General features: G+C 59.5%; 8 protein-coding genes and 1 pseudogene. 1 reads left to right on the top strand and 8 read right to left on the bottom strand.

Annotated elements, in window-relative coordinates:
• A partial coding sequence (locus VNZ65_RS18680) for an ATP-dependent DNA helicase (protein WP_414649175.1) occupies positions 1-763 on the bottom strand: 763 nt, incomplete at its 3' end.
• Between the two features lie 118 nt (positions 764-881).
• Positions 882-1,082 carry a YdcH family protein gene (locus tag VNZ65_RS18675; protein WP_041743193.1) on the bottom strand — a complete coding sequence of 67 codons (201 nt, stop codon included), beginning with the start codon at positions 1,080-1,082 and terminating at the stop codon, positions 882-884.
• A gap of 168 nt (positions 1,083-1,250) precedes the next feature.
• On the opposite strand from VNZ65_RS18675, the gene VNZ65_RS18670 reads away from it, so the two are divergent.
• A complete protein-coding gene (locus tag VNZ65_RS18670; protein WP_325671668.1) occupies positions 1,251-2,057 on the top strand; it encodes a PP2C family protein-serine/threonine phosphatase in 807 nt (268 codons plus the stop codon).
• Positions 2,058-2,128: 71 nt separating this feature from the next.
• Here the strand turns inward: VNZ65_RS18670 and VNZ65_RS18665 are convergent, their stop codons facing one another.
• From VNZ65_RS18665 to sucA, 6 genes and pseudogenes are all read right to left on the bottom strand, one after another.
• Positions 2,129-2,950: a hypothetical protein gene (locus VNZ65_RS18665; protein ID WP_325671666.1), complete on the bottom strand. Its 822-nt coding sequence runs from the start codon at positions 2,948-2,950 to the stop codon at positions 2,129-2,131.
• Positions 2,951-3,000: 50 nt separating this feature from the next.
• Positions 3,001-4,098, bottom strand: coding sequence for a cell division protein ZapE (gene zapE / locus VNZ65_RS18660; RefSeq protein ID WP_325671664.1), 1,098 nt, complete (start codon positions 4,096-4,098; stop codon positions 3,001-3,003).
• A gap of 189 nt (positions 4,099-4,287) precedes the next feature.
• Entirely contained in the window at positions 4,288-4,719 is a 432-nt protein-coding gene (locus tag VNZ65_RS18655) for a hypothetical protein (RefSeq protein WP_325671662.1), read from the bottom strand.
• Between the two features lie 9 nt (positions 4,720-4,728).
• Positions 4,729-6,156, bottom strand: coding sequence for a dihydrolipoyl dehydrogenase (gene lpdA / locus VNZ65_RS18650; RefSeq protein ID WP_325671660.1), 1,428 nt, complete (start codon positions 6,154-6,156; stop codon positions 4,729-4,731).
• Positions 6,157-6,374: 218 nt separating this feature from the next.
• The gene (odhB, locus tag VNZ65_RS18645) at positions 6,375-7,640 is read right to left on the bottom strand and encodes a 2-oxoglutarate dehydrogenase complex dihydrolipoyllysine-residue succinyltransferase (RefSeq protein WP_325671658.1); all 1,266 of its coding nucleotides are present in this window, start codon (positions 7,638-7,640) and stop codon (positions 6,375-6,377) included.
• Between the two features lie 96 nt (positions 7,641-7,736).
• Positions 7,737-8,529: pseudogene (gene sucA / locus VNZ65_RS18640) on the bottom strand (2-oxoglutarate dehydrogenase E1 component); the annotation flags it as partial.

Raw genomic sequence — 8,529 nt, 5'->3', positions numbered from 1 at the left:
ATAAAGTGGCCACTTCCGGCAACTGGTGCGCCTCGTCAAAAATGACGGTATTGGCTGACGGCAGCAGCTCGGCCACGCCGGTATCCTTCAGCGCGACGTCGGCGAAGAACAGGTGGTGGTTGACCACCACCACGTCGGCCTGCTGCGCTTCCTTGCGCGCCTTCATCACGAAACAGTCCTGGTAGTACTGGCATTCCGCGCCCATGCAGGTGTCGCGGGTCGAGGTCACCAGGTTCCAGATCGGCGCGGTTTCCGGCACCATGGACAGCTCGGCCTTGTCGCCGGACGAAGTGGTTTTCATGAAGCGCGAGATTTCGCGCAGGTAGCCGACGTCCTCGCGCGAGGTCATGCGGCCGTTCTGCAGCGTGCGCTCCAGGTGGAAATGGCAGACGTAGTTGGCGCGGCCCTTGAGCAGCGCAATCGAGACCGGTGCGCTGAGCGCCTTGCGCACGGTGGGGATATCGCGCAGGAACAGCTGGTCCTGCAGGTTCTTTGTCCCGGTGGAAACGATCACCTTGCCGCCCCACAGCAGTGCCGGGACCAGATAGGCGAAAGTCTTGCCGGTGCCGGTGCCGGCTTCGGCAATCAGGGTGCGCTGCTGGGCGATGGCTTCGGCGATGGCTTTCGCCATTTCAGTCTGCGCCTGGCGCGGCCGGAAGCCGCCGACCGCCTGGCCCAGCGGGCCGGAACTGGCGAACAGGCGGTCGACGTCGGCGTCGTGGACGCCGGGAGCGGGTACGTTCGCTGCGGCCGGGGTGCTCACTACGGCGGCGATTTCGGCGACAAGGGGGGATGTATCTTGGGTCAAGGTAACTTACTTAAATAAAGCGGTGGCCGGGATGGTGCGTTTATCTGCATCGTACCAGCCCTGGGGTGAGCTATCAGGCAGGGATGTCGGGAATTAATTGCATTCTTAACAGCGTGATCTGGTCCTTCAGTTGCAATTTGCGCTTTTTCAGGCGCCGCAGCTGCAATTCCTCATGCAGGACCTGGTTGGTCATGGTATGAATGGCGGCATCGAGATCGCGATGTTCGACTTCGAGTTCTATAATGCGGCGAAGGATTTCTTCTCGATCGATCATGGTCAGATTCTTGCGTTGGAAAATGTTAACATGTGGAAACACCTTGAAAATCATTCCTGCGTATAATCTTTCCCATCAACTTCATGTCGTATTACCGTGAATGAGTGGCGATTTGACGCCGGATCCAGAATTACCTAGAACAGGATGCAGTTTAATCTACCCAGACGAATGAGCCAATACAAGATCGAAGCCGGCACCGGACAGCACATCGGTGACCGCCAGGAACAGCAGGACCGTGCAGCATTGTTTACCGCCCCGAAAGCACCGGGCTACATGATGGCCGTGCTGGCAGACGGCATGGGCGGCCGCAGCGGCGGCGCGCTGGCCGCCGAACAGGTGATTTGCACCGCCAAACAGATATTCGAGGGCTTTTCGCCGCTGATCGACAATGTGGAAGCGATGTTGCATAACATCGCGCTGGAAACCCACACGGTGATCAAGCTGAGCGGGTTCTCCAATGACAAGGATCCGCACACGACGATGGTGATCCTGGTGCTGTCGCCGGATGGCGTCGCCACCTGGGGCCACGTCGGCGATTCGCGCCTGTACCGCTTCGACGGCCCCAATTTTGCCGAGCACACCATCGATCATTCTTATGTCGAAAAGCTGGTGGCGGAAGGCAAGCTGTCGCGCAGCGAAGCGAAATCGCACAACCTGTCCAACATCCTGCTCAATGCGCTCGGCTCCAGCACCGATACGCCCAAGGTCAGCATCAGCCGCCATACCGGCCTCAAGGCCGGCGACGCCTTCCTGCTCTGTTCGGACGGGCTGTGGCATTACTTCACGGAAGATGAACTGGGTGCGGCGATCGCCATGAACAAGCCGCGCGATGCGGCGGAGATGCTGATCACCAAGACCCGCAAGCGCGCCGAAGGCCACGCAGCCGACAACTGCACGTTTGCCATCGTCAAGCTGGTGGCGCTGCCGAAGGAAACCGCCAGCTACACAGTCAAGAAGATGCGCCGCGCAGTGTAAGACCGGAATATAAAACCGGGATGTTCGGACGAAATTGCCGTTAGCCGCAGGACGCAGCTAACGGCTTTGTTTTATGGCTTGGGGGCAGGAACCGCAGCCGGCGGCGTCGGTGGCGGCGTCACAACCGGCGCTGCAGCGCCGGCTTCAGCCGCCTTCTTGGCCGCCAGGTCCTTGGCCTTGGCTGCCTTGTTGTCCGCCACTTCACGCTGGCGCGCCGCCGAATCCTGCGCCTTTTTCTGGAAAGCGGCGACATTCGCTGCTTCTTGCGACTTCTTGACAGCATCGTCCTGCTGCGCCTTCAGCACCCGCGCATTGTGGTCCGCCACACGCTTGTCGCCCTCGCCCAAGTGCTTGCGGGTATTGGCAGCCACTTCTTTTTCCTTGGCCGCGCCCTGCTTGACCTTGTCGGCGTTGCTCAGCTCTTTTTCCTTCTGGTCCTGGGCCTTTTGCGTTTCCTCGGCAGGCCGCTGGGCTTCGTTCGCCGCCAGCGACTTGTCGCGCTCGTCGGCACGATCCTTGCGCAAGAAGGCATTGGCCGTGATATCGACCGGACGGATCGCCTTCAACGCCAGGCGCCGCTGCTCCTTGGCGGCGTCCAGGCAATGATTGACGAAAAACTTCGCGTAGCAGACCCGGCGCTGCTCCAGGTCGCGCGCCGCCACCTCGGCCTTGGCGTCGGCGACATCGGTCAGCGCCTTGTTGGCGACCTCCACCGAAGTCAGCGATTCCAGCGGGTAGCGCGCCGTCAGCTCGGCGGCCGGCTCGGCGACCGGCTTGAGCGGGACGGCGTCGGCCGCGTGCGCGCCGGCGCTCAGGGCCAGCTGGGCTAGAAGTACAACGGCCAGCGCCGGCAGCAGACGCCGCGGCGCCAAATTCAAAGAGGCAAATTCCACTAGAACCTATCCATTTCTATACATTGTTTAGACACTCCCGCAGGGCCGGCTCAGACGATGGAATCGGCTTCCGAACGCCGTTCGCTATCCATGTACTCGCGCGACTGCATCTCCATGATACGCGACACGGTGCGGTGAAACTCATTGGCCAGCATGCCCTGCGTGTAGAGCTCTTCCGGCGGCACCGCCGCCGACATGATCAGCTTGATCTTGTGATCATAGAACACATCGATCAGCCAGGTAAAGCGGCGCGCTTCGGACGACATGGCCGCCGACATCTGCGGGATACCGGACAATATCACCGTATGGAAGCGGCTGGCAATTTCGAGATAATCGTTTTGCGAGCGCGGACCGCCGCACAAGGTGTTGAAATCGAACCAGATGACCCCGCCAGCCTTGCGCAAGGCCTTTATTTTACGCGCTTCGATGTCCACCAGCGGATCTTCGTCGGCGGTCTCGGCGACGCCGGCAAACGCATGGCGCAAGGCGCGGTCGGTATCGGCGTTGAGCGGCGAGTGATAGGTTTCGACCTGCTCCAGCGCGCGCTTGCGGTAATCGATGCCGGCATCGATATTCATGACGTCCAGGTGATCCTGCAGCAGCTTGATGGTCGGCAGCATGCGGTCGCGGTGCAAGCCGTCCGGATACAGGGTGCTGGGCTCATAGTTGGAGGTCATGACGAAGGACACGCCATTGTCGAACAGGGCTTTCAGCAGATTGTAGAGAATCATGGCGTCGGCGATATCAGACACATGGAACTCGTCAAAACAGATCAGGCGGTATTTTTTGGCGACCCGCTTGGCGACTTCGTCGAGCGGATCGGCCACGCCCTTGAGCTCATCCAGCTGGCGATGTACGGCGCGCATGAATTCATGGAAGTGCAAGCGGGTCTTGCGCACCACCGGCACCACCGAATAGAAGCTGTCCATCAGGAACGATTTGCCACGGCCGACGCCGCCCCACATGTAGACGCCACGCGGCACGTCCGGCCGGTGGATCAGGCGCTTGAACGAGCTGGACCGCTGCGCCTTGTACCCGACCCATTCGTCGTAGGCTTGCTGCAGCCGGTCGACCGCGCGCCGTTGCGCCTCGTCAGCCTGGAAACCGCGCTGCGTCAGTGCTTGTTCGTAAAACTCTAATACATTCATGGCATATTCAGTTCAAAAATTCACAGGGCCGATGAAGGAAGCGTCACCCGGCCCGCAGTTGTCAATATTGCGGCAACAAGATTAACAAAAAATCAATACACGTGGTTTTACGAAGATCAAAGCGGCGGCCAGAAATAAAAATGGGCGAGCTTTCGCTCACCCACATCACTCAAGCTGCCGGCCAAGCAACTATGACCGCCCCATTTCCACCAGCACGCGGCTGGGGTAGGCTCTTTCCTTGCCGCCAAAGCTGAGCGGCAGGTTGGCGCCGAGGCCGAGGCCGGAGGCGCCGATGCCGCCGCTGCCGCCCGAAGCGCCGATGCCCACGCTGGGAGAATTCAAGCCAGGCGGCGCCCGGAACACCACTTCCGAGGTGCGGTAGCCGGGCTTGTCGCACATGACATGCAAGTCGCCGTCGGCAGCGACGATCAGGACATCTGCCGGCGTCACCACGCTCCAGCGGCTGCTGTCGGTTTTCACCACGCAGCGCGCCCCTGCCAGCTGCTGGCTGTCAGAGCTGGCCTCGATCAGCACGTGACCGTTGTCCGACGCTACCGTGGCGCAACCGGACAATGCAAGGCCTGACAACAGGATCAGCGACGGCAACAGAACACGCATCATGCTTCTTTCTTAAAAATTCAAGGATCGCTTGTCGACCGCCAGCGCAGCTTCCTTGGTCGCTTCCGACAAGGATGGATGCGCATGGCAGATGCGGGCGATGTCTTCCGCCGAAGCACGGAATTCCATCGCCACGACCGCTTCCGAAATCAGCTCGGAAGCCATCGGACCGACAATATGGACACCCAGGATTTCGTCAGTCTTGGCATCCGCCAGGAACTTGACCATGCCCGAAGTATCGCCCAAGGCACGCGCCCGGCCATTTGCCAGGAACGGGAAGGTGCCAGCCTTGTATGCTACTCCATCTGCCTTCAGTTGTTGTTCTGTCTTGCCAACCCATGCGATTTCCGGCGAGGTGTAGATCACCCACGGAATGGTGTTGAAGTTGACGTGACCATGCTGCCCGGCAATACGCTCGGCAACCGCAACGCCTTCTTCCTCAGCCTTGTGCGCCAGCATCGGGCCGCGCACCACGTCGCCTACCGCCCAGACGTTCGGCAGGTTGGTCTTGCAATCGTCGTCGACCGCGATGAAGCCGCGCTCGTCCAGCTTCAAGCCGACCGCTTCGCCGTTCAGGCCGATAGTGTTCGGCGTACGGCCGATCGAAATGATCAGTTTGTCGTACACGGCTTTTTGCGCGGCGCCAGTAGCGTCGACATACTCCACGGTGACATCATTCTTGCCGGTCGTGATGGCGCCGATCTTGACGCCCAGGCTGACCTTCAAACCTTGCTTGGTGAAAAGCTTGCTGGCTTCCTTGGCAATCTGCTCATCGACCGCGCCGAGGAAAGTCGGCAGCGCTTCCAGCACGCTGACTTCCGCACCCAGGCGGCGCCACACGCTGCCCATTTCGAGGCCGATCACGCCGGCGCCGATAACACCCAGTTTAGCCGGAACCGCGTCAATTGCCAGCGCGCCGGTATTCGACAGGATCAGTTTTTCATCGAACGGTGCGCCTGGCAGTTCACGGGCGTTGGAACCGGTCGCCAGCACGATATGCTTGGCGCTGATGGTTTCTTCCGTTGCCCCGGCAACCTTGATTTCATAGCCGCCGGCATCGCCCTTGACGAAGGAGCCGCGGCCGTGGAAAAAGGTAACCTTGTTTTTCTTGAACAGGTACAAGATGCCTTCGTTGTTCTGTTTGACAACGCCATCCTTGCGCGCCAGCATCTGGCCCAGGTTCAGCTCCAGGCCCTTGACATTGATGCCATGCTCGGCGAACGAATGGCCGGCATACTCGAAATGCTCAGACGACTGCAGCAACGCTTTCGAAGGAATACAACCGACGTTGGTGCAGGTGCCGCCCGGCGCCGGGCCGTTCTTGGCATTTTTCCATTCATCGATACAGGCTGTGCTGAAACCCAGTTGTGCGGCGCGAATTGCTGCAATGTAACCGCCAGGACCGCCACCGATCACTACGACATCAAATTGTTTGCTCATTTTCCATCCTTGGAGTTATTGCCTTGCCATCTCGTTTGCGCTCTGCCTGCAGGTGCGGCCAATCACCGCGGTTGCAAGCCATCGTCCGCAACAAGGGCGCAGGCGCTCATCATTTACTTAGCCACCTAAGCGACGCGCCCTGCTCTGTTTTTTGCCTCGCTTAAAGGGCAAAAAACAGAATCAGGGCGCGCCAGCTATAGCTTTGGCGGATTTAAAGCTTACAGGTCCAGCAGCAGGCGGGCCGGATCTTCCAGCGCCTCTTTCATCGCCACCAGCGCCAGCACAGCTTCACGGCCATCGATGATGCGGTGGTCGTAAGACATGGCCAGGTAGTTCATCGGACGCACCACGATCTGGCCGTTTTCGACCACTGCACGGTCCTTGGTCGCATGCACGCCCAGGATCGCCGATTGCGGCGGGTTGATGATCGGCGTCGACAGCATCGAACCGAAAGTGCCGCCGTTGGAGATCGAGAAAGTACCGCCGGTCAGGTCGTCCAGAGTCAGCTTGCCGTCCTTGGCCTTGGCGCCGAATTCGCCGATCTTCTTTTCGATGTCGGCGATCGACATCTGGTCGGCATCGCGCAATACCGGCACTACCAGGCCGCGCGGCGAACCGACTGCGATACCGATGTCGAAATAGCCGTGATAGACGATGTCGTTGCCGTCTACCGAGGCGTTGACGATCGGGTATTTCTTCAGCGCGGCAACCGCGGCCTTGACGAAGAACGACATGAAGCCGAGCTTGACGCCGTGCTCTTTTTCAAATTTGTCCTTGTACTTGGTGCGCAGGTCCATGACTGGCTGCATGTTGACTTCATTGAATGTCGTCAAGATGGCATTGGTCGATTGCGACTGCACCAGGCGCTCGGCGATACGGGCGCGCAGGCGGCTCATCGGCACGCGTTCTTGCGGACGATCATCCAGGTTGGCCTTGGTCGGCGCTGCAACTTGCTGCAGCAGCGCTTTGGCTGGCGCCGCTGCCAATGGCGCCGGCGCAGGTGTTGCTGCCTTGTTGGCTACCGCGCCGATGACGTCGCCCTTGGTGACGCGGCCGTCTTTGCCGCTGCCTGCAACCTGGGTCGCCGACATATTGTTTTCCGCCAGCATTTTCGCTGCGGCCGGCATGGCGATGCCCGCTGCCGAATTCGATTGCAGCTCAGGCGCTGCCACCGGAGTTGGCGCATGGCCGGCTTGCGGCACTGGTACGGCGGAGACTTCCATCGGGCTGACCTTGGCCGAAGCGTCGGTGTCGATCACGGCGATGATTTCATCAGCGACCACGGTGCTGCCGTCGCCCTTGATCAGCTGGACGATCACGCCGTCGGCTGGCGCCGGCAATTCCAGGACTACTTTATCTGTTTCGATGTCAATCAGGTTTTCGTCGCGCTTGACTGCATCGCCGACTTTTTTATGCCATGCCAACAAAGTCGCTTCGGCGACGGATTCCGACAATTGCGGAACTTTTACTTCAAGAAGTGCCATTTAATTCTCCGATATTCCATATTTGTGGGACAGAGTTTAAGAGCCGCCGTAGCGCGGCGAATTACTCTGTCCCCAACTAATTAGACAAGATGCCGATTATTTCGTCAGAACAAAGCCTTTGAGCTTGGAAAATGCAGTATCCAGCAATGCTTTTTGCTGCGCATAATGCTTGTCGTAGTAACCGACAGCAGGCGATGCGCTGGCTGGACGGCCTGCATACGCAAGCTTTTGACCATCTTCCAGGTTTTCAAAAATATTGTGCTGGATCTGCAGCCACGCGCCCTGATTCTGCGGTTCGTCCTGCGTCCACACCAGCTCGTTGAAGTTCGGGAACTGCTTCAGTTCAGCAGCGAACGCCTTGTGCGGGAACGGATACAGCTGTTCCAGACGGATAATTGCGACATCAGTCTGACCGCGCTCTTTACGTGCATTGACCAGATCGTAGTAAACCTTGCCCGAGCAAGCGATCACGCGCTTAACCTTCTTAGGATCGATCTTGTCGTCGACTTCACCGATGACGGTCTGGAAGCTGCCCTTGGTGAAATCGGACAGCGGCGAACCGGCGTCCTTGTTACGCAACAGCGACTTCGGCGTCATGATCACCAGCGGCTTGCGGAACAGGCGGATCATCTGGCGGCGCAGCAGATGGAAGATCTGCGCTGCGGTCGTCGGCTGCACTACTTGCATGTTGTTGTCCGCGCACAGCTGCAGGTAACGTTCCAGGCGTGCCGACGAATGCTCCGGACCCTGGCCTTCGTAACCGTGCGGCAGCATCATGACCAGGCCGGAAGCACGGCCCCACTTCACTTCGCCGGAGCTGATGAACTGGTCGATCACGACTTGCGCGCCGTTGGCGAAATCGCCGAACTGGGCTTCCCAGATGGTCAGC

This window comes from Collimonas sp., from assembly GCF_035566555.1.
In the GTDB taxonomy this organism is placed as follows: domain Bacteria; phylum Pseudomonadota; class Gammaproteobacteria; order Burkholderiales; family Burkholderiaceae_D; genus Collimonas.
Note: the sequence above shows the minus strand (reverse complement) of the source record. Positions and strands in the feature narration are given on the sequence as shown.